The 23,837-nt window shown below is 49.6% G+C and carries 20 protein-coding genes; 17 read left to right on the top strand and 3 right to left on the bottom strand.

Annotated elements, in window-relative coordinates; all coding sequences use genetic code 11:
- Positions 1-133: 133 nt before the first annotated feature.
- Positions 134-2,002, bottom strand: a complete 1,869-nt coding sequence (gene kup, locus M977_RS11045; protein WP_064514895.1) for a low affinity potassium transporter Kup — start codon at positions 2,000-2,002, stop codon at positions 134-136.
- 227 nt (positions 2,003-2,229) lie between these two features.
- Here kup and ravA point away from each other — a divergent pair, with 227 nt between their 5' ends.
- Positions 2,230-3,723, top strand: a complete 1,494-nt coding sequence (gene ravA / locus M977_RS11040) for an ATPase RavA (RefSeq protein ID WP_064514932.1) — start codon at positions 2,230-2,232, stop codon at positions 3,721-3,723.
- The gene (viaA, locus tag M977_RS11035; RefSeq protein WP_064514893.1) at positions 3,723-5,174 is read left to right on the top strand and encodes an ATPase RavA stimulator ViaA; all 1,452 of its coding nucleotides are present in this window, start codon (positions 3,723-3,725) and stop codon (positions 5,172-5,174) included. Before ravA ends, viaA begins: the two co-directional genes overlap by 1 nt.
- A gap of 3 nt (positions 5,175-5,177) precedes the next feature.
- Here the strand turns inward: viaA and asnA are convergent, their stop codons facing one another.
- Positions 5,178-6,170 (bottom strand): aspartate--ammonia ligase, encoded by a 993-nt coding sequence (gene asnA, locus M977_RS11030; protein WP_064514891.1) that lies wholly within the window; start codon positions 6,168-6,170, stop codon positions 5,178-5,180.
- Between the two features lie 156 nt (positions 6,171-6,326).
- On the opposite strand from asnA, the gene asnC reads away from it, so the two are divergent.
- The 13 genes from asnC (at position 6,327) to M977_RS10965 (ending at position 17,780) form a co-directional block, all read left to right on the top strand.
- Positions 6,327-6,785 carry a transcriptional regulator AsnC gene (asnC, locus tag M977_RS11025; RefSeq protein ID WP_034460708.1) on the top strand — a complete coding sequence of 153 codons (459 nt, stop codon included), beginning with the start codon at positions 6,327-6,329 and terminating at the stop codon, positions 6,783-6,785.
- A gap of 90 nt (positions 6,786-6,875) precedes the next feature.
- Entirely contained in the window at positions 6,876-7,325 is a 450-nt protein-coding gene (gene mioC, locus M977_RS11020; RefSeq protein WP_064514888.1) for an FMN-binding protein MioC, read from the top strand.
- A gap of 372 nt (positions 7,326-7,697) precedes the next feature.
- Complete coding sequence (gene mnmG / locus M977_RS11015; protein WP_064514886.1) at positions 7,698-9,587, top strand: tRNA uridine-5-carboxymethylaminomethyl(34) synthesis enzyme MnmG; 1,890 nt, start codon at positions 7,698-7,700, stop codon at positions 9,585-9,587.
- Positions 9,588-9,643: 56 nt separating this feature from the next.
- Complete coding sequence (gene rsmG, locus M977_RS11010; RefSeq protein ID WP_064514884.1) at positions 9,644-10,267, top strand: 16S rRNA (guanine(527)-N(7))-methyltransferase RsmG; 624 nt, start codon at positions 9,644-9,646, stop codon at positions 10,265-10,267.
- Between the two features lie 618 nt (positions 10,268-10,885).
- Complete coding sequence (gene atpI / locus M977_RS11005; protein ID WP_064514883.1) at positions 10,886-11,266, top strand: F0F1 ATP synthase subunit I; 381 nt, start codon at positions 10,886-10,888, stop codon at positions 11,264-11,266.
- 8 nt (positions 11,267-11,274) lie between these two features.
- Complete coding sequence (gene atpB, locus M977_RS11000; RefSeq protein ID WP_064514881.1) at positions 11,275-12,093, top strand: F0F1 ATP synthase subunit A; 819 nt, start codon at positions 11,275-11,277, stop codon at positions 12,091-12,093.
- A 48-nt stretch (positions 12,094-12,141) separates the two neighbouring features.
- On the top strand, positions 12,142-12,381 hold the full coding sequence (gene atpE, locus M977_RS10995) for a F0F1 ATP synthase subunit C (protein ID WP_000429386.1): 240 nt from the start codon (positions 12,142-12,144) through the stop codon (positions 12,379-12,381).
- 61 nt (positions 12,382-12,442) lie between these two features.
- Positions 12,443-12,913: a F0F1 ATP synthase subunit B gene (gene atpF / locus M977_RS10990; RefSeq protein ID WP_034460698.1), complete on the top strand. Its 471-nt coding sequence runs from the start codon at positions 12,443-12,445 to the stop codon at positions 12,911-12,913.
- A 14-nt stretch (positions 12,914-12,927) separates the two neighbouring features.
- Positions 12,928-13,461: a F0F1 ATP synthase subunit delta gene (gene atpH, locus M977_RS10985; protein ID WP_064514880.1), complete on the top strand. Its 534-nt coding sequence runs from the start codon at positions 12,928-12,930 to the stop codon at positions 13,459-13,461.
- A 12-nt stretch (positions 13,462-13,473) separates the two neighbouring features.
- Complete coding sequence (gene atpA / locus M977_RS10980; RefSeq protein ID WP_064514878.1) at positions 13,474-15,015, top strand: F0F1 ATP synthase subunit alpha; 1,542 nt, start codon at positions 13,474-13,476, stop codon at positions 15,013-15,015.
- Between the two features lie 50 nt (positions 15,016-15,065).
- Positions 15,066-15,929, top strand: coding sequence for a F0F1 ATP synthase subunit gamma (atpG, locus tag M977_RS10975; RefSeq protein WP_064514876.1), 864 nt, complete (start codon positions 15,066-15,068; stop codon positions 15,927-15,929).
- Positions 15,930-15,957: 28 nt separating this feature from the next.
- Entirely contained in the window at positions 15,958-17,340 is a 1,383-nt protein-coding gene (gene atpD, locus M977_RS10970; RefSeq protein WP_064514874.1) for a F0F1 ATP synthase subunit beta, read from the top strand.
- Between the two features lie 20 nt (positions 17,341-17,360).
- On the top strand, positions 17,361-17,780 hold the full coding sequence (locus M977_RS10965) for a F0F1 ATP synthase subunit epsilon (RefSeq protein ID WP_064514872.1): 420 nt from the start codon (positions 17,361-17,363) through the stop codon (positions 17,778-17,780).
- A 67-nt stretch (positions 17,781-17,847) separates the two neighbouring features.
- Here M977_RS10965 and M977_RS10960 read toward each other — a convergent pair whose 3' ends face one another.
- The gene (locus M977_RS10960) at positions 17,848-20,025 is read right to left on the bottom strand and encodes a right-handed parallel beta-helix repeat-containing protein (RefSeq protein ID WP_064514870.1); all 2,178 of its coding nucleotides are present in this window, start codon (positions 20,023-20,025) and stop codon (positions 17,848-17,850) included.
- A gap of 339 nt (positions 20,026-20,364) precedes the next feature.
- On the opposite strand from M977_RS10960, the gene glmU reads away from it, so the two are divergent.
- Together glmU and glmS are read left to right on the top strand one after the other, a co-directional pair.
- Complete coding sequence (gene glmU, locus M977_RS10955) at positions 20,365-21,735, top strand: bifunctional UDP-N-acetylglucosamine diphosphorylase/glucosamine-1-phosphate N-acetyltransferase GlmU (protein WP_064514868.1); 1,371 nt, start codon at positions 20,365-20,367, stop codon at positions 21,733-21,735.
- A 241-nt stretch (positions 21,736-21,976) separates the two neighbouring features.
- Positions 21,977-23,806 carry a glutamine--fructose-6-phosphate transaminase (isomerizing) gene (gene glmS / locus M977_RS10950; protein ID WP_064514866.1) on the top strand — a complete coding sequence of 610 codons (1,830 nt, stop codon included), beginning with the start codon at positions 21,977-21,979 and terminating at the stop codon, positions 23,804-23,806.
- The last annotated feature ends 31 nt before the right edge of the window (positions 23,807-23,837 follow it).

Here is a 23,837-nt window from a genome sequence, read left to right as displayed (position 1 = left end):
TAAAACAACCAGCAAGTTACAGAAGTGTGATCGGTATCGAAACGTTTCGCTGTCTTGTTTCACTACGGGGGAAATGAGAGCGTGCACAATCAAACGGCAAAAAAACGCCCCTTCGATTGAAGAGGCGTTAGCGTTATATCTCGACCTGAGTACCTAACTCAATAACCCGGTTCGGTGGGATTTCGAATTGGTCAGGCGCGCGCAAGGCGTTGCGTTGCAGCGCGAGGAACAGTTTGCCACGCAGGCGCAGATACCACGGGCGTTTACCGATGATCAGCGACTCATGCGACATAAAGAACGAAGTCTCCATCATTCGGCAGCTTAACCCTTCCAGGCCACAGCGGTGGAACACCTCTTCCACGTTTGGCGTTTCGCGCCAGCCGTAGCTTGCCACCACACGCCAGAAGGTAGGCGAAAGCTGCTCGATAGAAACACGGCGAACGTTATGCACATACGGTGCATCTTCAGTTCGCAGCGTCAGCAGCACTACACGCTCATGCAGCACTTTGTTGTGCTTGAGGTTGTGCAGCATGGCAAACGGAATCACGTTCAAGGCACGGGACATATAAACCGCAGTACCCGGCACACGTACCGGCGGCGATTTTTCCAGTGAGGCAATCATCGCTTCCAGAGAATTTCCGTGCTCATGCATACGGCGCAGCAGGCGGAAACGCTCGCTCTTCCAGGTCGTCATAATGATAAACATCACCAACGCCAGGCACAGTGGCAGCCAACCACCAGAGAAGATTTTCACCACGTTTGCCGAGAACAGTGGAATGTCGATGCAAAGGAAAGCAAAGCCCATCAGCAGCACGGCAATTTTGTTCCAGTGCCAGTTTTTGGTGGCAACGGTACAGCAGAGTATGGAAGTCAGTACCATCGTACCCGTAACAGCAATACCGTATGCCGCCGCCAGGTTGCTGGAGTGCTCGAAACTTACAATGACAATAACCACGGAGATATAGAGGAGCCAGTTAATTGCTGGCACATAAATCTGCCCGGATTCCATTTCCGAGGTGTGGATGATGCGCATTGGCGACAGGTAACCCAGGCGCACAGCCTGACGAGTCAATGAGAACACGCCAGAGATAACAGCCTGAGAAGCGATAACCGTAGCAAGCGTTGCCAGAATCATCAGCGGTATTAGCGCCCAGTCAGGAGCTAATAAGAAGAATGGGTTCTTTATAGCTTCCGGGGTTTTGAGCAGCAACGCACCCTGGCCGAAATAGTTAAGTACTAGTGACGGCAATACCACCGAGAACCACGCAATACGAATCGGTAACTTACCAAAGTGGCCCATATCCGCATATAACGCTTCAACCCCGGTAATAGAAAGCACTACAGCGCCGAGAGCAAAGAATGAAACTGTTTTGTATTCGATGAAGAAGTGCACCGCCCACGCAGGATTCAGCGCATGAAGCACTTCCGGGTTGGCAATAATACTGCGCGCACCCAAGACGGCCAGCACCAGGAACCAAAGCATCATAACCGGAGCAAACAGTTTGCCCACCAGACCAGTACCGTGTTTCTGAATCATAAACAGCAGAGTCAGTACAGCTATCGACAGTGGAACAATATAGGCGTCGAGCTGCGGCGCGGCTATCTCAAGCCCTTCAATGGCAGACATAACCGATATTGCCGGGGTGATGACTACCTCGCCATAGAAGAAGCTGCCGCCGATCAATCCCATGATCACCAGCACCGACGTCATTCTTGCCGAAGTATTACGCCCAGCCAAAGACATTAGCGTCAAAATACCGCCTTCACCGGCGTTATCAGCACGCATGACAAAAGTAAGATATTTAACAGAGACGACTAAGATCAATAACCAGAAAATTAAAGATAAAAAGCCAAATACGGCGTCACGTTCTACGCCAAACCCAAATTGACCAGACAGACATTCACGAAGGGTATAAAGCGGGCTAGTACCGATATCACCGTATACCACCCCAATTGCAGCCAGCGTTATCGCAGGCAATGATTGTTTATTATCAGCGCTCATAGACTAATCTTTTGTTGGAATCCTGAAAGCGTGTGCTTAGTCCCTTGGCCCACAAAAAGGCGCACAGTATGCACGATAATGAAGTAAATCGTACCCCTAAATACAACAGGCTTAACTTATGTCAGGGAAAAAAGAGCCGTTCATCAATCCATTAACGATAATATAGATGAACGATATACTCGCTGTACCCAATGAGTTTTATACCGCGTAAGGATGCAATGCTAATTATGGCTCAATCACATTTATTGGCTGAAAGAATTTCACGGCTTAGCCAGGCACTGGAAAAAGGATTGTTTGAACGCCAACACGCGGTGCGTCTTTGCCTGCTGGCAGCGCTAAGCGGAGAAAGTGTTTTCTTGCTTGGCCCTCCAGGTATAGCCAAGAGTTTGATTGCCCGCCGACTGAAGTTTGCATTCCAGCATGCACACGCTTTTGAATACCTGATGACGCGTTTCTCCACTCCAGAAGAGGTGTTTGGTCCGCTTTCCATTCAGGCTTTAAAAGATGAAGGCCGCTATGAACGTCTGACCGCGGGCTATTTGCCAGAAGCTGAGATCGTCTTTCTTGATGAAATCTGGAAGGCAGGTCCAGCAATTCTGAATACCCTGCTGACCGCAATAAATGAACGACGTTTCCGTAATGGGGCAAGTGAAGAAAAAATCCCAATGCGTTTGCTGGTAGCCGCTTCCAATGAACTCCCGGAAGCAGACAGCAGCCTGGAAGCGCTATATGACCGTATGCTGATTCGCCTGTGGCTCGACAAAGTGCAGGACAAAGGTAATTTCCGTTCCATGCTCACCAGTCAGCATGATGAGAACGACAACCCGGTTCCCGAAAGCTTGCAAGTCACTGACGATGAGTATTTCAAATGGCAGAAGGAAATTGGCACCGTTGTACTGCCAGAGAATGTATTTGAGCTGATCTTCACCTTACGCCAGCAACTCGATAATGCTTCAGGGGCACCTTATGTTTCTGACCGCCGCTGGAAGAAAGCCATTCGCCTGTTACAAGCCAGTGCCTTCTTTAGCGGCCGCAATGCTGTCGCCCCGATTGATTTGATCCTGCTAAAAGATTGCCTGTGGCATGACCATGCAGCGATGAATTTGATGCAGCAACAGTTGGAAATATTGATGACTGGGCACGCCTGGCAGCAAAATGCGATGCTCAGTAAATTGGGTTCCATTATTCAGAACCGTATTCAATTACAGCAGCAACACAGTGACCGGGAAGCAATCACCGTAACCAAACAAGGCGGTATGTTTACCCGTCGTCCACAGTATCAGTTACCAGATACACTGGCTGGCGAAACGCTGACGTTATTACTCCAGCAGCCGCTGAAACTACACGATATCGAAGTTATCCACGTCTCTATCTCCCGCGAAGCCTGTGCGCAGTGGCTAATAAAAGGCGGGGAGCTGCGTGGCAAGCTCAACGGTATTGGTTTTGCCCAGGTATTGAATATGGAAGTCGACGCAAGCCAGCATCTGGTTCTGCGCGATATAAGCCTGCAAGGTACGCGTCTGCTGCTTCCGGGCAAACAGCAAGAAGGGATGCCGGATGAGATCAAACAACAATTCGACTCTCTCGAAGCCACACTCCACCAGCAACACGAACGTTTTAACGATCAGCAAAAATGTTTGTTCATCCACAACGAATGGCTGGGGAAAATTGAAGCCAGCCTGCAAGACGTTGCGGAACAGATTAAACAGGCACGCCACTGATGTTAAGCGTTGAGGCTCTTGATGTGATCCTCGCGATTAGCGAAGGTGAGCTAATAGAAGGAATTATTGTCGCACTGTTGGCAGCACCTCAGTTGGCGGTGTTTTTTGAAAAATTCCCACGCATGAAAAACGCGGTAACTAAAGATATTCCTCGCTGGCGCGAATTGCTTAAGGCTCGACTGCACGACACCAACGTGCCGCAAGAACTAACCCTGGAAGTTATGTGTTATCAGGAGAGCCAACTGCTTACCACAAATCAACTATCCGCAAAGCTTCCGGATATCTTACGCCTGCTAGAAAGTGTTGATTCTCCGTTCTTTGGACAAGCCCAGAAGCTGGTGGCAGAAACACCTCGGCTGACACCCGCCCAACAAACGCTGTTTCTGCAACGCTGGCGTTTGAGCCTGGTGGTTCAGACCACATCACTTAACCAACAATTACTGGAAGACGAGCGTGACCAGTTGCTCGCTGAAGTGCAGCAGCGTCTGGCATTAAGCGGCCAGCTAGAACCGGTTTTAGTCGATAGCGATAACGCCGCAGGACGCCTTTGGGATATGAGTGCCGGTTCGCTTAAGCGTGGGGATTATCAGCTCATCATTCAGTACGGCGATTTTCTTGCCAGCCAGCCTGAATTGCTCAAACTGGCCGAACAGCTTGGCCGCTCTAAAGAAGCAAAAGCGGTACCGAAAAAAGATGCACCAACCGAAACCTGGCGCATGCTGGTGCGTGAACCAGCAACGGTGCCAGAACAGGTTGACGGGCTTCAGCGTAGCGATGACATTTTGCGGTTATTACCGCCAGAGTTGGCAACACTTGGCATTAGTGAGCTGGAATTTGAGTTTTATCGCCGGCTGGTGGAAAAGCAGCTGCTGACTTACCGGCTACATGGTGACTCCTGGCGCGAGAAAGTTGTCGAGCGCCCTGTCGTTCACCAGGATTTTGACGAGCAGCCACGTGGGCCTTTCATTGTTTGCGTGGATACGTCAGGTTCAATGGGCGGTTTTAACGAACAATGTGCCAAAGCGTTTTGCCTCGCACTGATGCGCGTGGCGCTTGCCGATAACCGTCGCTGTTTCATCATGCTGTTTTCCAGTGAAGTGGTGCGTTACGAAGTGTGTGGCGCAGATGGTATTGAGCAAGCGATCCGTTTTCTGAGCCAGCGTTTTCGCGGTGGTACCGATCTCGCCAGTTGTTTTCGTGCGATCGCAGAAAAAATGCAGGGAAGTGAATGGTTTGACGCCGATGCTGTAGTGATTTCTGATTTTATTGCTCAACGCCTGCCAGATGATGTGGTGACGCAAGTGAAGGATCTCCAGCGTAAACACCTGCATCGTTTTCATGCCGTCGCCATGTCGGGGCACGGCAAGCCCGGCATCATGCGCATATTCGATCATATCTGGCGCTTCGATACCGGGATGCGTAGCCGCCTGATTCGTCGCTGGCGGCGTTAATTCTTACAACAGTGACGCAACCTTAGCGTGGACTTCCGCAGGCCACACGCCGCACTGTACCTGGCCAATGTGTGGCTGTTGCAGCATCAGCATCACCAAACGAGACTGCCCGATGCCACCACCAATGGTTTGCGGCATTTCGCCTTTGAGCAGTGACTGGTGCCACTCAAGTTGCAGACGATCCTCATCACCGGTGGTTGCTAACTGATGCTGCAATGCTTGCGCATCCACGCGGATCCCCATGGAAGAGAGTTCAAACGCATCTTCAAGCAGCGGGTTCCACACCATAATGTCACCGTTTAACCCTTTGAAATCGCCCTGGCTGGCGGTTGACCAGTCATCGTAATCTGGTGCACGAACATCATGGCGTTTTCCATCTGCCAGTTTGCCACCAATACCAATCAGGAACACCGCGCCCAACTCTTTCGCAATCGCACGCTCACGCCCTTTTGCATCAAGGTCCGGGAAGCGCTGTTGTAGTTCTTCGCTATGAACAAAGTGGATTTGTTCTGGCAGGAAAGGCGTCAAACCGTACTGCTCGCTCACTGCGGCTTCCGTGGCTTTCATTGCCGCCCAGATGCTTTCTACAGTTTGCTTAAGCGTACCGAGATGACGTTCTCCTTCACCCATAACACGTTCCCAATCCCACTGATCGACGTACACAGAATGAATAGGAGTCAAACGGTCTTCATCGGGGCGAAGAGCTTTCATGTGCGTGTAAAGCCCTTCGCCCGCGCTGAAGTCGTGCTGGCCTAGTGTTTTTCTTTTCCATTTGGCCAGCGAATGCACCACTTCAAACTGCGCGTCAGGCAAGGTTTTCACCTTCACCTGCACCGCCTTTTCACAACCAGACAGATTGTCTTGAGTACCATCACCCACGCGACTGAGAATCGGAGCCTGGACTTCCATCAGACCAAGCTTTTCTTCCAGTTGACGAGAGAAGTGGGACTTAACAAAACTAATCTGGCGTTGTTTAGCGATGTAGGCAGTTTTCATGGTTTTCTCTTTATTGTGTTGTTTTACTGACGATGATTAAGCAACAAAGTCGGCATAACATTCAATAATCAACAATAAAAAAGCCTTACTGGTTTTCAATCGACTAATTTAAGGCTATAAAATCTGAACTATCGTTACTAATCATAGGAAAAAGTGATGGATAATTATCAGATCGACAATCTCGATCGCGGCATCCTCGACGCTTTAATGGCAAATGCCCGTACTGCTTACGCAGAACTGGCTAAACAATTCAGTGTCAGCCCCGGCACGATTCACGTACGTGTAGAGAAGATGAAGCAGGCAGGGATCATTACCGGCGCACGCATCGATATCAGCCCTAAACAACTGGGTTACGACGTTTGCTGCTTTATCGGCATCATCTTGAAGAGTGCGAAGGACTACCCTTCGGCACTGGCAAAACTGGAAAGCCTCGAAGAAGTCACTGAGGCGTATTACACCACCGGCCACTACAGCATCTTTATTAAGGTGATGTGTCGATCTATCGATGCGCTTCAACAAGTACTTATCAACAAGATCCAAACAATTGATGAAATTCAGTCCACCGAAACACTGATCTCCCTCCAGAACCCGATCATGCGCACCATCAAGCCCTGACAGTTATTTTTAATACCCATATTATCCACAGGTAGATCGCAGGCCTTACACAGCGTACAATGCCCATCGTTTCGAAAAGGTGGGATCGCAATGACAGAAGTTACTCTGATTAGCGGCAGTACCCTGGGCAGTGCTGAATATGTCGCTGAACATTTAGCTGAAAAGCTCGATGAGGCGGGTTTTACGACCCAAACGCTGCATGGGCCACTGTTAGAAGATCTGCAAACCAGTGGAATTTGGCTGATTGTCTCTTCTACTCATGGGGCTGGGGATCTTCCTGACAATCTGCAACCTCTCTTCGATGCTATAAATGAAGAACGTCCGGATCTGAGTTCTCTTCATTATGGTGCAATCGGAATTGGTAGTCGTGAATACGACACTTTTTGCGGCGCAATTGAAAAATTGGACACCCTTCTGACGGAGTGCGGAGCTAAAAGAGTGGGCTCTTTACTCAAAGTGAACATCCTTGATCACGATATTCCTGAGGATCCGGCTGAGATTTGGGTCGGATCATGGAAGAATTTACTCCTGGATTTGTAAAGATCTCACTTTTATCTGTGTATAAGTATGCTTAAAACCTTGGGTTAAGCAGTAGTTATCCCAATAACAACTCCTGTTCACTTTTTGAGTTGTGCATAAGTACCTGTTTTGATCCCAGCTTATACTGCGTAGGATCACCGATCATTCACAGCTAACGATCCTTCTTAATCGCTTGATCTCTTTACCATAAAAGCGCTTATCCACAGAACATGCCGATCCTAATAAGAGATCATAATAAAGAGATCTTTAAATAAAAAAGATCTTCTTTTAATTACCGGGGATCCCAAGGCTTTCTCGAAAGGCTAAAGTTAAGTAGAATCGCCAACCCCGGGAATCAGTCATCCCCCATTTGCAAAACCGTGAGGCAGTACCATGTTTTATCCAGATCCTTTTGACGTCATCATCATTGGCGGGGGTCATGCAGGCACCGAGGCTGCAATGGCTGCTGCACGGATGGGCCAACAAACCCTTCTTTTGACTCACAATATCGACACGTTAGGGCAAATGTCTTGTAACCCAGCGATCGGTGGTATTGGCAAGGGACATCTGGTTAAAGAAGTGGATGCTTTAGGCGGTTTGATGGCAAAAGCTATCGACCATGCCGGTATCCAGTTTAGGATACTAAACGCGAGTAAAGGCCCCGCAGTACGGGCTACTCGTGCTCAGGCAGACCGAGTGCTTTACCGCCAGGCGGTACGCACTGCGCTGGAAAACCAGCCCAATCTGATGATCTTCCAGCAGGCTGTTGAAGATCTGATTGTTGAGAACGATCGCGTTGTCGGTGCTGTCACGCAAATGGGCTTGAAGTTCCGCGCTAAATCCGTGGTACTGACTGTTGGTACATTCCTGGATGGCAAAATTCATATCGGACTGGATAACTACAGCGGTGGTCGTGCAGGCGATCCGCCATCCATTTCGCTTTCACGCCGTCTACGTGAACTGCCACTTCGTGTCAGTCGCCTGAAAACAGGCACACCTCCACGTATCGACGCACGCACCATCGATTTCAGCGTACTTGCTAAGCAGCATGGCGATAACCCAATGCCGGTGTTCTCGTTCATGGGAAATGTGAACCAGCATCCTGCGCAAGTACCGTGTTACATCACGTATACCAACGAAAAAACGCATGACGTTATTCGTAATAACCTCGATCGCAGCCCGATGTATGCAGGCGTTATCGAAGGGATTGGCCCGCGTTACTGCCCGTCAATCGAAGACAAAGTGATGCGTTTTGCTGATCGCAACCAGCACCAAATCTTCCTTGAGCCTGAAGGGCTAACCAGCAACGAAATCTACCCGAACGGTATCTCCACCAGCCTGCCGTTTGATGTTCAGATGCAGATCGTCCGTTCGATGGAAGGCATGGAAAATGCGAAGATCGTCCGTCCTGGCTATGCCATTGAATATGACTTCTTCGATCCTCGCGATCTGAAACCAACGCTGGAAAGTAAATATATCCAGGGTCTGTTCTTTGCTGGCCAAATCAACGGCACTACCGGTTACGAAGAAGCTGCGGCGCAAGGCTTATTGGCTGGTTTGAACGCAGCACGCTTCTCTGCTGAGAAAGAGGGTTGGGCACCAGCTCGCTCCCAGGCATACCTTGGCGTACTGGTCGACGATCTTTGCACCCTAGGCACGAAAGAGCCGTACCGCATGTTCACCTCACGTGCTGAATACCGCTTGATGCTGCGTGAAGACAACGCCGATCTGCGTTTAACCGCCGTTGGCCGTGAAATGGGTCTGGTGGATGACGAACGTTGGGCACGCTTTAACGAAAAACTGGAAAGCATTGAGCTTGAGCGTCAGCGTCTGAAAGACATCTGGCTGCATCCTCATTCTGAGAGCGTTGAAGAAGTAAACGCTAAGCTAAGTGCTCCACTATCGCGTGAAGCAAATGGCGAAGATCTGCTGCGTCGTCCAGAAATGACCTATGCTGAGATGATGCAACTGTCAGTATTTGCGCCAGGCCTTCAAGATCCAGAGTCTGCTGAACAGGTAGAAATTCAGGTCAAATACGAAGGCTACATCGTTCGCCAGCAAGAAGAGATTGAAAAACAACAACGTAACGAAAATACGTTGCTTCCTGCAACGCTGGATTACAAGCAGGTGAGTGGTCTTTCTAACGAAGTGATCGCTAAGCTTAACGATCATAAACCAGTCTCAATTGGGCAGGCATCACGCATTTCAGGGGTAACCCCGGCGGCGATCTCCATTTTGCTTGTCTGGCTAAAAAAACAAGGCCTGCTACGCCGTAGCGCCTGATGAATACATTTCAGGGCCAGGATTTCCTGGCCTTTTTTTGATGGGTATAGACCACAGTGCTTAACAAACTCAATCGCCTGCTGGATAGCGCAGGCATTACGTTGCCAGAAAACCAAAAACAACAATTGGTTGGCTATGTTGAACTACTTCACAAATGGAACAAAGCATACAACCTGACTTCCGTGCGTCTTCCTGAAGACATGTTGGTGCGCCATATTCTGGATAGTATCGTTGTAGAGCCGTACTTGCAGGGCTCACGTTTTATCGATGTGGGGACAGGTCCAGGTTTACCAGGGATCCCGCTGGCGATCGTGCGCCCGGACTCACATTTCACGCTGCTCGACAGCCTCGGTAAGCGTGTGCGGTTCCTGCGCCAGGTTCAGCATGAGCTTCACCTGGATAACATTACGCCAGTGCAAAGCCGTGTAGAAGAGTTCCCGGCCGAGCCGCCTTTTGATGGGGTTATCAGCCGTGCTTTTGCCTCAATGACTGACATGGTGACCTGGTGTAAACATCTTCCAGCTGAGAATGGTCGCTTCTATGCTCTGAAGGGATTGCGCCCGGATGATGAAATTGCAGCCTTACCCGCAAGCTTCACGGTTGAAGACGTTATCCGTTTGCAGGTGCCAGAGCTTGATGGTGAACGCCATCTGGTGATGATTAAGCCAAACAAAAATTAATATTTATCAAAAAAAGGCGAAAAAGGATTGTTTCTTTTAGGTTAAAAAATCAAGAGAAAAAGCCTGAAACCTCTGGTTACATTCAACACTGGTTTAACTTTTCGTCATCACATTTTTAACGCGAAATGCAGAGTTAGGTTTAAAATTAGTTAAGCATGAAAATATAACCCTGCTAAATATTACGTAAGTATCAAATGCGGATAATTGTTAAAATATAAATAAAAATGTCAATGAAATGTTTTAATGATGTTTCAGGCTATTTTAAATAGAGTAGACAGTAATCAGCTTATTTATCAGACATCTGTGTTTCGCACTTAATGAGACAGACAAATGCATAATGGTTGTGACATGTTTGATTTGTGATCTTGTGCACGCTTTATTAGGCAGCTATTTCGATTGTTTGCCCTTTTAGGGAAAATAAGCAGAATTTAGAAAAAGTTGAAAAATAACTGCGTTGGAAAATATTTAAACATTTGTTCACCTTTTTGCTACTTATTGTTTGAAATCACGGGGCCGCACCGTATAATTTGCTCGCTTTTTGAGGCTTGACTCAAAAGCGTAAAGGCAGTTTTATACCAGCGCGACATACCCCGAAGGGAGCAGGAGTTAGGATACGCCATGTCTGTGTCGCTATTGAGTAGAAACGTTGCTCGTAAGCTTCTGTTCCTTCAGCTTCTTGCAGTGATAGCAATTGGATTGCTGTTTTACCTCAAAGACCCCGCGTGGGGTGCTTCTGCTTTTGGCGGAGGCCTGGCAGCCTGGTTGCCAAATGCTGTATTTATGAATTTTGCCTGGCGTCACCAAGTGCATACACCGTCAAAGGGCCGTCTGGCCTGGACCTTCGCTATTGGCGAAGTATTAAAGGTGATAGCGAGCTTTACCATATTGGTGGTGGCGTTAGCTGGTTTTAAGGCGGTATTGTTGCCGCTTATTGTGACGTGGGTTTCGGTGCTGGTTGTGCAGATACTCGCACCAGCTGTAATTAACAACAAAGGGTAAGAGGCATCATGTCTGCAGGAGAAATCTCTACACCGCAGGAGTATATAGGCCACCATCTGAATAACCTTCAGTTGGACCTGCGTACTTTCTCGCTGGTTGATCCGTATCACCCCCCAGCTACCTTCTGGACACTCAATATTGACTCCATGTTCTTCTCCGTGGTTCTGGGTTTCTTGTTCCTGGTGTTATTCCGCAAAGTAGCAAAAAACGCTACTAGTGGTGTCCCAGGTAAATTCCAGACAGCAGTTGAGTTGGTCATCGGCTTTGTTAATACCAGTGTCAAAGACATGTACCATGGCAAAAGCAAGGTCATTGCACCGCTTGCTCTGACGGTCTTTGTCTGGGTATTCCTGATGAACCTGATGGACCTGCTGCCAATCGATTTCCTGCCGTTTATCGGCGAGCATATCTTTGGCCTGCCAGCCCTGCGTGTGGTGCCGTCTGCGGACGTGAACATCACCCTGTCTATGGCGCTTGGCGTGTTTATCCTGATTCTTTTCTACAGCATCAAAATGAAAGGCATTGGCGGCTTCACGAAAGAGCTGACGCTGCAGCCGTTCAATCACTGGGCATTTATACCGTTCAACTTAATCCTTGAAGGTGTGAGCCTGCTGTCCAAGCCTATTTCTCTTGGTCTGCGACTGTTCGGCAACATGTATGCCGGTGAATTGATTTTCATTCTGATTGCTGGTCTGTTGCCGTGGTGGTCACAGTGGATTCTGAGTGTGCCTTGGGCCATTTTCCACATCCTGATCATTACGCTGCAAGCCTTCATTTTCATGGTTCTGACGATCGTCTATCTGTCGATGGCATCTGAAGAGCATTGATTTTACTTACCACTACTGCGTTTTAACTGAAACAAACTGGAGACTGTCATGGAAAACCTGAATATGGATCTGCTGTACATGGCTGCCGCTGTGATGATGGGTCTGGCGGCAATCGGTGCTGCGATCGGTATCGGCATCCTCGGGGGAAAATTCCTGGAAGGCGCAGCGCGTCAACCTGATCTGATTCCTTTGCTGCGTACTCAGTTCTTTATCGTTATGGGTCTGGTGGATGCTATCCCGATGATCGCTGTTGGTCTGGGTCTGTACGTGATGTTCGCCGTCGCGTAGTAAGCATTGCTTAATACACCAAGCAATATCAGAACGTTAACTAACAAAGAGGCATTGTGCTGTGAATCTTAACGCAACAATCCTCGGCCAGGCCATCGCGTTTGTCCTGTTTGTTCTGTTCTGCATGAAGTACGTATGGCCGCCAATCATGGCTGCCATCGAGAAGCGTCAACAAGAAATTGCTGACGGTCTCTCTTCTGCAGAACGTGCCAAAAAGGACCTTGACCTTGCACAGGCCAACGCGACCGACCAGCTGAAAAAAGCCAAAGGTGAAGCTCAGGTGATTATTGAGCAGGCGAACAAACGCCGTGCTCAGATCCTTGAAGAAGCTAAAACCGAGGCAGAGCAGGAACGTGACAAAATCGTTGCACAGGCTCAGGCAGAAATCGACGCAGAGCGTAAACGCGCTCGTGAAGAACTGCGTAAGCAAGTGGCTCTGCTGGCTATCGCCGGTGCCGAGAAGATCATTGAACGTTCCGTGGATGAAGCTGCTAACAGCGACATCGTTGATAAACTGGTCGCTGAACTGTAAGGAGGGAGGGGCTGATGTCTGAATTTGTAACTGTAGCTCGCCCCTACGCCAAAGCAGCTTTTGACTTTGCCGTCGAGCACCAAAGCGTTGATAACTGGCAGCATATGCTGGGTTTCGCCGCTGAGGTGTCTAAAAACGAACAAATAGCAGAGCTTCTTTCCGGCGCATTAGCTCCGGATACTCTCTCTGCGTCGTTTATCTCCATCTGTGGTGACCAGCTAGACGCCAATGGCCAGAACCTGATTAAGGTGATGGCTGAAAACGGGCGTCTGAAAGTTCTTCCTGATGTTCTTGAGCAATTCGTTCAACTGCGTGCAGCCCAAGAGGCTACTGTTGAAGTCGAAGTGACTTCTGCCAGCGCACTAAACGAAGACCAGCTTTCGAAAATCAGCGCCGCGATGGAAAAACGTCTGTCACGCAAAGTTAAGCTGAATTGCAAAATTGACAAGTCTGTAATGGCGGGTGTCATTATCCGCGCAGGTGATATGGTTATTGATGGTAGCGTACGCGGCCGTCTTGATCGCCTGACAGACGTCTTGCAGTCTTAAGGGGACTGGAGCATGCAACTGAATTCCACCGAAATCAGCGAACTGATCAAGCAGCGCATTGCTCAGTTCAGTGTTGTGAGCGAGGCTCACAACGAAGGTACAATCGTTTCTGTAAGTGACGGTATCATCCGCGTACACGGCCTGGCCGATGTAATGCAGGGTGAGATGATTTCCCTTCCGGGAAACCGTTACGCCATTGCACTGAACTTAGAGCGCGACTCTGTAGGTGCAGTAGTAATGGGTCCGTATGCTGACCTTGCCGAAGGCATGAAAGTTAAGTGTACTGGCCGTATTCTTGAAGTACCGGTAGGCCGTGGCCTGCTGGGTCGTGTGGTGAACACCCTGGGTGCACCTATCGATGGTAAAGGTCCGCTTGAGCATGACGGCTTTGCTGCCGTTGAAGCGATCGCACCTGGTGTAATCGAACGTCAATCCGTAGACCAGCCTGTACAGACTGGTTATAAGTCCGTCGATGCCATGATCCCAATCGGTCGTGGTCAGCGTGAACTTATCATCGGTGACCGTCAGACAGGTAAAACTGCTCTGGCAATCGATGCCATCATCAACCAGCGTGATTCCGGCATCAAATGTATCTACGTTGCTATCGGCCAGAAAGCGTCCACTATCTCTAACGTGGTTCGTAAACTGGAAGAGCACGGCGCACTGGCTAACACTATCGTTGTTGTTGCAACTGCATCAGAATCTGCTGCACTGCAATACCTGGCACCGTACTCCGGTTGCGCGATGGGTGAATACTTCCGTGACCGTGGTGAAGATGCACTGATCATTTATGATGACCTGTCTAAACAGGCTGTTGCTTATCGTCAGATTTCCCTGCTGCTTCGCCGTCCACCAGGTCGTGAAGCTTACCCAGGCGACGTATTCTATCTCCACTCCCGTTTGCTGGAACGTGCTGCGCGTGTAAACGCTGATTACGTTGAAGCATTCACTAAGGGTGAAGTGAAAGGCAAAACAGGTTCCCTGACTGCGCTTCCGATTATCGAAACGCAAGCGGGTGACGTTTCCGCGTTCGTTCCGACCAACGTAATTTCTATTACCGATGGTCAGATCTTCCTGGAATCAACACTGTTTAACGCCGGTATTCGTCCTGCGGTTAACCCGGGTATCTCCGTATCTCGTGTTGGTGGTGCTGCTCAGACCAAGATCATGAAAAAACTGTCCGGTGGTATCCGTACCGCTCTGGCACAGTATCGTGAACTGGCTGCGTTCTCTCAGTTTGCATCAGATCTTGACGATGCGACCCGTAAGCAGTTGAGCCATGGTCAGAAAGTGACCGAGCTCCTGAAACAGAAACAATATGCGCCGATGTCTGTTGCGCAGCAGTCTCTGGTTCTGTTCGCTGCTGAACGTGGTTACCTCGAAGATGTGGAACTGGCTAAAATCGGTAGCTTCGAAGCCGCTCTGCTGGCTTACGTTGACCGTGACCATGCTCCACTGATGCAAGAAATCAACCAATCTGGTGGCTATAACGACGAAATCGAAGGCAAGCTGAAAGGCATCCTCGATTCCTTCAAAGCAACTCAGTCCTGGTAAAGTCTGGCGGCTTGTCTTAGGGCAAGCCGCAAGGCATTGAGGAGAAGCTCATGGCCGGCGCAAAAGAGATACGTAGTAAGATCGCAAGCGTCCAGAACACGCAGAAGATCACCAAAGCAATGGAAATGGTCGCCGCGTCCAAAATGCGTAAAACGCAGGAACGCATGGCTGCCAGCCGTCCTTACGCAGAAACTATGCGTAAAGTGATTGGCCACCTGGCTTTGGGTAATCTTGAATACAAACACCCTTACCTGGATGAACGCGAAGTCAAACGCGTGGGCTACCTGGTGGTGTCCACTGACCGTGGTCTGTGTGGTGGCTTGAACACTAACCTGTTCAAAAAGCTGCTGGCTGACATGAAAGAGTGGTCCGATAAAGGCGTTCAAAGCGAAATCGCAATGATCGGCTCTAAAGGCGTCTCTTTCTTCAACTCTGTAGGCGGCAATATTGTTGCTCAGGTGACTGGTATGGGTGATAACCCTTCCCTGTCCGAGTTGATTGGCCCGGTGAAAGTGATGTTGCAGGCCTACGATGAAGGCCGTCTGGACAAGCTGTATGTTGTCAGCAACAAATTTATTAACACAATGTCTCAGGTTCCTACCCTTACCCAACTGCTGCCGTTACCGCCAGCAGAAGATGGTGAGCTGAAGAAGAAAACCTGGGATTATCTGTATGAACCTGATCCTAAAGCGCTGCTGGATACTTTGCTGCGCCGTTATGTGGAATCTCAGGTTTATCAGGGCGTCGTAGAAAACCTGGCCAGCGAGCAGGCCGCACGTATGGTGGCGATGAAAGCCGCTACCGACAATGGCGGCAGCCTGATTAAAGAGCTGCAGTTGGTTTACAACAAAGCTCGTCAGGCCAGCATTACTCAGGAACTCACCGAAATCGTCGGTGGCGCTTCCGCGGTATAACCAGGTTTACGTATTTAGAGGATTCGAGATGGCTACTGGAAAGATTATCCAGGTAATCGGCGCCGTGGTGGACGTCGAGTTCCCTCAGGATGCCGTACCAAAAGTGTACGACGCTCTTGAGGTTACAAATGGTAAAGACCGTCTGGTGCTGGAAGTTCAGCAACAGTTAGGTGGTGGCGTAGTTCGTACTATCGCCATGGGTACTTCTGATGGTTTGCGTCGTGGTCTGGAAGTTTCTAACCTCGATCACCCAATCGAAGTGCCGGTAGGTAAAGCAACTCTGGGTCGTATCATGAACGTCCTGGGCGAGCCTATCGACATGAAAGGCGATATCGGCGAAGAAGAGCGTTGGGCTATTCACCGTTCTGCTCCAAGCTACGAAGAACTGTCCAGCTCTCAAGACCTGCTGGAAACCGGCATTAAAGTAATGGACCTGATTTGCCCGTTCGCTAAGGGCGGTAAAGTGGGTCTGTTCGGTGGTGCGGGTGTTGGTAAAACTGTAAACATGATGGAGCTTATTCGTAACATCGCGATCGAGCACTCCGGTTACTCTGTGTTTGCAGGCGTGGGTGAGCGTACTCGTGAGGGTAACGACTTCTACCACGAAATGACCGACTCCAACGTTCTGGACAAAGTATCACTGGTTTATGGCCAGATGAACGAGCCACCAGGTAACCGTCTGCGCGTTGCGCTGACCGGTCTGACCATGGCTGAGAAGTTCCGTGACGAAGGTCGTGACGTTCTGCTGTTCGTTGATAACATTTACCGTTATACCCTGGCTGGTACAGAAGTATCTGCACTGCTGGGTCGTATGCCATCTGCGGTAGGTTACCAGCCAACTCTGGCAGAAGAGATGGGTGTTTTGCAGGAGCGTATTACCTCCACCAAAACTGGCTCAATCACTTCTGTTCAAGCGGTATACGTACCTGCGGATGACTTGACTGACCCATCTCCAGCAACCACCTTTGCTCACTTGGATGCAACCGTGGTACTGAGCCGTAACATCGCGTCTCTGGGTATCTACCCTGCGGTAGATCCACTGGATTCCACCAGCCGTCAGTTAGATCCACTGGTTGTTGGCCAGGAACACTACGACACCGCGCGTGGCGTGCAGTCTATTCTGCAACGTTACCAGGAACTGAAAGACATCATCGCCATTCTTGGTATGGATGAACTTTCTGAAGAAGATAAATTGGTTGTAGCACGTGCGCGTAAGATTCAGCGCTTCCTGTCTCAGCCATTCTTCGTAGCAGAAGTCTTTACCGGTTCTCCGGGCAAGTTTGTATCGCTGAAAGATACTATCCGTGGCTTTAAAGGCATCATGGACGGCGAATATGACCATCTGCCAGAGCAGGCGTTCTACATGGTTGGTACTATCGACGAAGCCGTTGAGAAAGCTAAAAAACTTTAACGCCTTAATCGGAGGGTGACATGGCAATGACTTATCACCTGGACGTCGTCAGCGCGGAGAGCCAAATGTTCTCCGGTCTGGTTGAGAAGATCCAGGTAACGGGTAGCGAAGGTGAGCTGGGGGTTTATCCTGGCCACGCCCCGCTGCTCACCGCCATTAAGCCTGGTATGATCCGCATCGTTAAACAGCACGGACATGAAGAGTATATCTACTTGTCTGGTGGTGTGATGGAAGTGCAGCCTGGCACGGTAACCGTGCTGGCCGATACCGCAATTCGTGGTCAGGACCTCGACGAAGCTCGAGCCCTGGAAGCGAAGCGTAAAGCGGAAGAGCGCATCCATAGTTCCCACGGTGATGTGGACTACGCTCAGGCTTCTGCTGAACTGGCTAAGGCGATCGCGAAACTTCGCGTTATCGAGTTGACCAGAAAAGCGATGTAACTACCTGCTTGAAAAGACAAATGCCAGCCAGGTTTCCCTGACTGGCATTTTTTTCGTCTGAACTATTCTACTGCTTTGTCAGAAACTCACCTGTTTTGAATGAACCATCAGCATTACGTTGCAACGGGACTGGCAGCGTCAACGACTGATAATCTTTTATACTCAGCTGCTTACCTTCGCTGTTTGCCGTTTTACCATTCCGAATGAAATAGTTGCTGTTATCTACATTTCCCGAGATAGCGTCATCATATTTTCCCTCAACGCTACGCAATGAAATGTTATCGGTGAACTTACCTTGAGTTTCCGCGCTGCCGTAAGGGCTTGGGCGGAAGATGTAGTTAAAGCGTTGGTTATCAACCGAAACGTTGTTAGCCACTACCAGCGCACCAGGGTTAAAGTTATCGGTAAAACCATCAAGGTGGTTACCAATCGCGATGCTGTTGTGGATTTCATGTGCGACAGGCTGCCCTTCCCCGCCCAGCTTGAAACCGTTGCTGGTGTTGTTACGGGCAATAGAGTTCTCGATCACCACAACGCCATTTGCACCGTCTTCAATCTTGTTGAACAGGTCATAGCCATCATCAATATTGTCGTGCGCATAGCATCCTTCAAGACGGTTTCCATCACCCACACGCATCTTCACCGCAAAGCCATCAGCATTGATTTTGCCCGGATCTTCATTACTGAAGGATTCGGCATTAACGACTTTGTTGTAGCTTGCCCACAACGGACGGCCTACATCAGCAGGAGATGAAATCTGGATGCCTGTGTCGTCATTTTTGTAGGCGATTACACTTTCGATAAGGTTATGGCTGCCCTGAACTCGTAAGCTCTTATCGGTGATTTCAATGCCTTTGACATGCCAGTAGTTACCATCCAAAGCCAGGCCGCGAATCACGACTTTGCCATCGGCCTCGAGGGTTTTCAGTTTGCCTTTTATGCCACTGTCAGCCGTCGAAATGGTAGTAAGTGGGTACTCACCGCTGCTTAAGATGATTTTTCCACCAGGAGAGATGAGGGAGATTGCGCTAGCCAAATCTAGTGGTGCGGATTTAGAACCATTGTTACTTGATGCACCATCTGGCGCTACGTAAAGCGTATTGCCTTCCATGTTTTTGACTTGCTCAACCATGAAGTTTTGGGTGACAGGGGTTTTGTCTTTACCGCTGGTTGGGGTAAAAGTCACGGTGAAACGTGCTTGCTCTTTAAGTGTGGTTGGCAGAGTGAACATCTCCCCGGCCTTGGCCACTTTTTCCTGACCGATCACAACTTCGTCCTGGCGTACGGTGAAATTGCCGTCATAGTTAGCGCGTGCCTGTACCACGTATTCGCTGGTGGTACTTTTTGCTGGAGAGGCAATTTGCATCACAACAGGCCATGCTTTCGGAACGAAAGATGCGGAAGCAACAGTATTTGCCGCACTCGTTTCTAATGACGCATCGCTAACAGTGATTTTGGCATTCCGGGAAGCAAAGAAACCGACGTAATACTTCTCTTTGTCCTGGCTTGTGATGATATCGGCGCGTTTAACATTTTCAGAAACCCATGCGTCGCTTCCGGCTGGAGCCCAAGAAGTCACAAACCCATCATTGGTACGCTCGAGCTTCATGCGGAAAGTCGGTGCTTTACTCAGATCAATGGCTTCCTGATAGCTTTTACGAGAAATAGTTGAGCCGGTATTTCCCCATGGCTGAGTAATACCATCACGCGCAATGGCCTGCATTTTCACGCGTGATGCGTCCTTTTTATCCTGCGTCATTATGGCATTCATCACCATATTGGAAGCCGCAGGGAACTCTTCGTAGCCTTCCTTCAGCGGCTCCTGGCGCGGATTGCCTAATACATCCCTTACCAGCATCCCGGCACCTTCCTGCGCGGCCGGTTTCGCACCATTTTCAGGGCCAAACTGATCGACAGTGACTGTTGCCTGTAAGACAAAATTCTCACTGGCGGGTAATGCGGTATAGAAGAATGTTAATCCATCGTGAGAGTTAGCGATTTTACCGCCACGGCTTTCGATGGTGATGGGTTTCGAAAGGTCGACGGAATCTGCTGTTGCCAGCTTTTTGCCGTCGATCGTTACGTTGTTCACACCCACTTTTTCAGGTAAGACGTTAGATGAAAAGTTAACATCTGTTGATTGCCCGAAAGCAATCGCGTGCCAGATGGGTTGTTGCTCTGCAGTTGCAGGCAGGGATAAAGCCGCGCCGCAAAGCGTAAGAGCCAGAGGTATTTTTGACGCCATTATTATTCTCCTTATAAATGTCCAAGCCATTATCTATAAAAATGAAACATTGTTTCTTTTATGCTTGTCACAAAGGATGATTTTTAAAACACTAACATTTCAAATATGTGGACTAGCTTTGTTTCCGGCCGAAAAGAAGTCTTAATCCACAGAGATCTATGGCTTTTGTTATTTCAGAAGTACTTTTTCCGAGCTTATCCACCTACAATTGAGCACGTGAGCAACTGAAAAGAGCTTCAGAAGCCTGTTTTTTAGGCATCGCGTTTTTTGTTGCAAAATATGTAGAATTTTCAACGTGAAATCGTTTTACTTCCCTCTCAAATTAAAGTCAGGACGCGTATGTCAAACAATGCGATGAGCGTGGTTATCCTAGCCGCAGGCAAAGGAACCCGCATGTATTCAGACCTCCCGAAGGTGTTACATACCCTTGCCGGGAAACCGATGGTTCAACATGTTATTGATGCGGCTAATAATTTAGGCGCGCAGCGTGTACATCTGGTTTACGGCCATGGCGGCGATCTGCTCAAAAATAAACTCAGCGATAGCTCTCTTAATTGGGTATTGCAGGCTGAGCAGCTTGGTACCGGCCACGCCATGCAGCAGGCCGCACCTTTCTTTGCTGACGACGAAGACATTCTGATGCTCTACGGCGACGTGCCGCTGATTTCTGTTGAGTCTTTGCAACGTCTGCGTGATGCCAAACCGCAGGGCGGTATCGGTTTGCTGACCGTAAAACTCGACGATCCAACCGGCTATGGCCGTATCGCTCGTGAGAATGGCAAGGTCGTTGGCATTGTTGAGCATAAAGACGCGACTGATGAACAACGCAAAATTGACGAAATCAATACCGGGATCCTGGTCGCGAACGGCGCAGACCTGAAACGCTGGCTGGCGAAACTCGATAATAACAATGCTCAGGGTGAGTTCTATATCACCGACATTATCGCGCTGGCGCACCATGAAGGCCGTGAAATCACCGCCGTACATCCTGACCGCTTAAGTGAAGTGGAAGGCGTGAACAACCGCCTGCAACTATCACGCCTTGAGCGCGTCTACCAGAGTGAACAAGCAGATAAACTGCTGCTGGCAGGTGTGATGCTGCGCGATCCTGCTCGTTTCGACCTGCGTGGTGAACTGACGCATGGGCGTGATGTAGAAATTGATACTAATGTCATTATTGAAGGTTCGGTGACCCTGGGTCATCGCGTCAAAATTGGCACCGGCTGCGTTATCAAAAACAGCGTGATTGGCGATGACTGTGAAATCAGTCCGTACACCGTTGTAGAAGACTCAACCCTTGCTGCTGCTTGTTCTATCGGCCCGTTTGCGCGTTTGCGCCCTGGCGCAGAACTGGCAGAAGGCGCACACGTCGGCAACTTCGTGGAAATGAAAAAAGCGCGTCTGGGTAAAGGTTCGAAAGCGGGTCACCTGAGCTATTTGGGTGATGCTGAAATTGGCGACAACGTGAATATTGGCGCTGGCACCATCACCTGTAATTACGACGGTGCGAACAAATTCAAAACCATCATCGGTGATGATGTATTTGTTGGTTCCGATAGCCAACTGGTGGCGCCTGTGACCATTGCTCGCGGTGCAACAATTGGCGCGGGCACAACTGTCACACGTAACGTTGGTGAAGACGAACTGGTTATCAGCCGCGTGAAGCAGACTCATATCCAGGGTTGGCTGCGTCCGGTTAAGAAAAAGTAATTTTGTATTTTCCTTCTCCCTGAATGGGAGAAGGCTGGGGTGAAGGTTGTTCTCGAAAATGACCCGCCCCGCAGTACTACCAAAACTATAACCCCACTCTCTACAAGGCTCGGGGCCCCGGAAAACGGGATATTTACCCAAAGAATTTCGTGCAGCCAACGCATCTGTAGTGCGAAAGGCAACGGGTAAAACAGGTCAGCGACAACACATGGCGTAATGCCATTATCAGGAATCTAATCTTATGTGTGGAATTGTTGGCGCGGTCGCGCAACGTGATATCGCTGAAATCCTTCTCGAAGGACTACGTCGTCTGGAATACCGTGGTTATGACTCTGCGGGCCTGGCAGTTGTTGACGAAAAAGGTCATATGACCCGTCTGCGTCGTCTGGGTAAAGTGAATAAGCTGGCTGAAGCCGCCGCGGAAACTGCGCTGCATGGTGGCACCGGTATTGCGCACACGCGTTGGGCGACTCACGGCGAACCATCAGAAGTTAACGCTCACCCGCATGTTTCCGAACATATTGTGGTGGTTCATAACGGTATCATCGAAAACTATGAACCGCTGCGTGAAGCTCTACAGGGTCGCGGTTACACCTTCGTTTCACAAACCGATACCGAAGTTATTGCTCACCTGGTTCACTGGGAACTGGAGCAAGGCGGTAGTCTGCGTGAAGCTGTGCTGCGTACCATCCCGCAACTGCGCGGCGCTTACGGCACCGTTATCATGGACACCCGTAACCCAGACGTGCTGCTGGCAGCTCGTTCAGGTAGCCCGATGGTTATCGGCCTGGGCATGGGCGAAAACTTTATCGCATCCGACCAACTTGCTTTGCTGCCAGTCACCCGTCGCTTCATCTTCCTCGAAGAAGGTGATATTGCGGAAGTGACTCGTCGCTCTGTAACAGTATTCGATACCAAAGGTGAGCAGGTTAAACGCCCTGATATCGAATCCAGTCTGCAATATGACGCGGGCGACAAAGGTATTTATCGCCACTACATGCAGAAAGAGATCTACGAACAGCCGAACGCGATTAAAAATACCCTGACTGGCCGCATTAGTCATGGCGCTATCGATCTCTCTGAGCTTGGCCCGCAGGCCAATGAAATGTTGTCTCAGGTTGAGCACATTCAAATTGTAGCGTGTGGCACCTCCTACAACTCAGGCATGGTTTCGCGTTACTGGTTTGAATCACTAGCAGGTGTGCCTTGCGATGTCGAAATCGCATCTGAGTTCCGCTACCGTAAATCAGCGGTACGTCGTAACAGCCTGATGATCACCCTTTCCCAGTCTGGCGAAACGGCAGATACCCTTGCAGCATTGCGATTGTCTAAAGAGCTGGGCTATTTGGGGTCGCTGGCAATCTGCAACGTGCCGGGTTCTTCTCTGGTGCGTGAGTCCGATCTGGCGCTGATGACCAACGCAGGCACTGAAATCGGTGTGGCATCTACCAAAGCGTTTACCACTCAGCTGACCGTCTTGCTGATGCTGGTGGCGAAACTGAGCCGCCTGAAAGGTGCTGATGCCTCTATTGAGCAAGACATTGTTCATGGTTTGCAGGCACTGCCAAGCCGTATCGAGCAGATGCTGTCCCAGGATAAACGCATTGAAGCATTGGCCGAAGATTTCTCTGACAAACATCATGCGCTCTTCTTAGGCCGTGGCGATCAGTACCCAATCGCAATGGAAGGCGCGCTGAAGCTCAAAGAGATTTCATATATTCACGCCGAAGCGTATGCGGCAGGCGAGCTGAAACACGGCCCGCTGGCGCTGATTGATGCAGATATGCCGGTTATTGTTGTGGCACCAAACAACGAATTACTTGAAAAGCTGAAATCGAATATCGAAGAAGTGCGCGCGCGTGGCGGCCATCTGTATGTATTTGCAGATAAAGACGCAGGGTTTACCAGCAGCGACAACATGCACATCATTGAGATGCCGCATGTAGAAGAGGTTATTGCACCTATCTTCTATACCGTACCGTTGCAGTTGCTGTCTTATCACGTTGCGCTGATCAAAGGCACCGACGTTGACCAGCCACGAAATCTGGCGAAATCAGTGACGGTTGAATAAGCCGTTCTAAATAGACACGCAAAATAAAAAA

This window comes from Buttiauxella gaviniae ATCC 51604, from assembly GCF_001654835.1.
GTDB lineage: Bacteria > Pseudomonadota > Gammaproteobacteria > Enterobacterales > Enterobacteriaceae > Buttiauxella > Buttiauxella gaviniae.
Note: the sequence above shows the minus strand (reverse complement) of the source record. Positions and strands in the feature narration are given on the sequence as shown.

What these genes read in the sequence shown, in the direction of transcription:
- kup (WP_064514895.1), bottom strand. Translation starts at nt 2,002, where the DNA reads ATGAGCGCTGATAATAAACAATCATTGCCTGCGATAACGCTGGCTGCA.
- ravA (WP_064514932.1), top strand. Translation starts at nt 2,230, where the DNA reads ATGGCTCAATCACATTTATTGGCTGAAAGAATTTCACGGCTTAGCCAG.
- viaA (WP_064514893.1), top strand. Translation starts at nt 3,723, where the DNA reads ATGTTAAGCGTTGAGGCTCTTGATGTGATCCTCGCGATTAGCGAAGGT.
- asnA (WP_064514891.1), bottom strand. Translation starts at nt 6,170, where the DNA reads ATGAAAACTGCCTACATCGCTAAACAACGCCAGATTAGTTTTGTTAAG.
- asnC (WP_034460708.1), top strand. Translation starts at nt 6,327, where the DNA reads ATGGATAATTATCAGATCGACAATCTCGATCGCGGCATCCTCGACGCT.
- mioC (WP_064514888.1), top strand. Translation starts at nt 6,876, where the DNA reads ATGACAGAAGTTACTCTGATTAGCGGCAGTACCCTGGGCAGTGCTGAA.
- mnmG (WP_064514886.1), top strand. Translation starts at nt 7,698, where the DNA reads ATGTTTTATCCAGATCCTTTTGACGTCATCATCATTGGCGGGGGTCAT.
- atpI (WP_064514883.1), top strand. Translation starts at nt 10,886, where the DNA reads ATGTCTGTGTCGCTATTGAGTAGAAACGTTGCTCGTAAGCTTCTGTTC.
- atpB (WP_064514881.1), top strand. Translation starts at nt 11,275, where the DNA reads ATGTCTGCAGGAGAAATCTCTACACCGCAGGAGTATATAGGCCACCAT.
- atpE (WP_000429386.1), top strand. Translation starts at nt 12,142, where the DNA reads ATGGAAAACCTGAATATGGATCTGCTGTACATGGCTGCCGCTGTGATG.
- atpH (WP_064514880.1), top strand. Translation starts at nt 12,928, where the DNA reads ATGTCTGAATTTGTAACTGTAGCTCGCCCCTACGCCAAAGCAGCTTTT.
- atpA (WP_064514878.1), top strand. Translation starts at nt 13,474, where the DNA reads ATGCAACTGAATTCCACCGAAATCAGCGAACTGATCAAGCAGCGCATT.
- atpG (WP_064514876.1), top strand. Translation starts at nt 15,066, where the DNA reads ATGGCCGGCGCAAAAGAGATACGTAGTAAGATCGCAAGCGTCCAGAAC.
- atpD (WP_064514874.1), top strand. Translation starts at nt 15,958, where the DNA reads ATGGCTACTGGAAAGATTATCCAGGTAATCGGCGCCGTGGTGGACGTC.
- M977_RS10965 (WP_064514872.1), top strand. Translation starts at nt 17,361, where the DNA reads ATGGCAATGACTTATCACCTGGACGTCGTCAGCGCGGAGAGCCAAATG.
- M977_RS10960 (WP_064514870.1), bottom strand. Translation starts at nt 20,025, where the DNA reads ATGGCGTCAAAAATACCTCTGGCTCTTACGCTTTGCGGCGCGGCTTTA.
- glmU (WP_064514868.1), top strand. Translation starts at nt 20,365, where the DNA reads ATGTCAAACAATGCGATGAGCGTGGTTATCCTAGCCGCAGGCAAAGGA.
- glmS (WP_064514866.1), top strand. Translation starts at nt 21,977, where the DNA reads ATGTGTGGAATTGTTGGCGCGGTCGCGCAACGTGATATCGCTGAAATC.